The organism is Bacillus sp. C30 (assembly GCF_040838255.1).
In the GTDB taxonomy this organism is placed as follows: Bacteria; Bacillota; Bacilli; order Bacillales; family Bacillaceae_G; genus Bacillus_A; species Bacillus_A mycoides.
Map to the genome: position 1 here is coordinate 1 of NZ_JBFPJH010000506.1, position 1,876 is coordinate 1,876.

Here is a 1,876-nt window from a genome sequence, read left to right on the forward strand (position 1 = left end):
TAAACAAAGAGCTTACTATAGTAAGCTCTTTATCAAAAACTATTTATTTCACAATCGGCAATGTCACTTCGCTCAATTTCACCGTTAGCTTCGTTCCTGCTTTCGGTCTAATTGTATAATCATAATCACTTGCGATTAAAACGACCCCCATTTGATGCCCTGCTTTAAATACATAATCATCTGGCTGCATGTCCCATGTAAATGTGTAATCTTTACCAGGTTGAATCGCTGTTGAATTTTCTATACTATTTAAGTTTTGCGGATCCATCCAACCTCTCGTTACAATTTCAGGCCTCGCTCCGCCATAATCAACAAGTAAAGCTGTTAAATTTGAAACAGATCGATCAATATTTCCTGTTATTGAAATTTTAGGCGTACCACTTATTCGCATATCTTTTTGCAGTACAGGCATTGTATATACTAATCGATTCGCTATTTCTAACTCAGGGTTTTCTACTAGTTGATTTGACTTTATTTTAGCATCATCTACTAATGAGAAAACATTGTTTACTGATCCCATACTTAATGGTAGATTGACTGCTTTATTACTTAAATACATACGGACTTTTGATGGTACAGCTGCTGGATCTGGCCAATTTTTTATTTTTTGCCACGATTTATTTTCACGTTGTACATCTACCATCGGTTCATCCATAATTCCATTTTCAATTCCATATAACCAATAATCGAACCATTTATTTTGGGTTTGTTGCCAGTTATTACTTGATGTTCCGCCATGTCCACCTTGATGTAACCACATTTTACGAGGAACATTATTTTTGCCAAGAGCTTCCCACCACTGTGCGAACTGCTTCGTTTTTACATTCCAATCATTTAAACCGTGAACAACAAACACACTAGCCTTCACATTCTTAACATCTTTTACATAGTTACGTTTATCCCAAAAATCGTTATAATCGCCTGTTTTACGATCTTGTCCAGCTGTTAGTTCTTTAATAATTTGCCCGCAAACTTCAGGGTTCTTTCTTGTTAGTACTGCTTCTGCCATATTATCTGTATCTTCTCCCTGATATCCACCTGGCGCAATAACCGCCCCATTTGCACGATAATAATCATACCAGCTACTAATCGCTGCGATTGGAATAATTGTTTTTAACCCTTCCACTCCTGTCGTTGCGACAGCATTCGGTAACGTACCATTATAAGAAACTCCTGTCATTCCTACATTTCCCGTAGACCAATTTGCATTTACTTCCTTACCATCCTCTGTATATGCTTTTGCACGCCCATTTACCCAATCAATGACAGACTTCGTCCCTAGTATTTCTTGTTCATCTCCAGTTGTCGGACATCCATCTGATTTTCCAGTTCCGATACTTTCGCCTAAAATAACTGCATATCCTCTCGGGACATAATAATTACCATACGACCCAAGATTAACTGCCCCATACGGTTTTCCTTCATACGCATACAATTCTTCATCAACATTATAAACAGGCACATCTTTTAATCCAGATCGATATGGACTCATTTCATATATAACAGGAACTTTTACATTTGATTCTGTCTTTGGACGCATAACTTTAATCGATACTCGATCTTTCCTACCATCTCTATCACTATCGACTTCTGTCTCTACAAATAAATTTTCAATAATTGCTTCATCAAGAGAATAGATTGGTTTTGTCATCCCATTTTCCAATTGAATTTTTGTGTTTGGAGTTAAAGCTTCTGAAACTTGACCATTTAACTTAATATCACTCCCTTTTACAGAGCTCCCTTCATTTTCTGCATGTGCAGTCATACTAGAAACTCCTGAAGTAATTGTTAAAGATAATATAGCTGAAAGTGTTATTGCTAATTTCTTTTTCCTCATGCCCTTCCCTCCCCATATATTCCTTCTTTTACTATACAT

At 36.7% G+C, this 1,876-nt stretch carries 1 protein-coding gene; it reads right to left on the minus strand.

The genetic code is table 11. The features are described 5' to 3' along the window. Positions 1-43 precede the first annotated feature (43 nt). A complete protein-coding gene (locus AB3X49_RS22290; protein WP_002168207.1) occupies positions 44-1,837 on the minus strand; it encodes a Xaa-Pro dipeptidyl-peptidase in 1,794 nt (597 codons plus the stop codon). Positions 1,838-1,876: the final 39 nt, after the last annotated feature.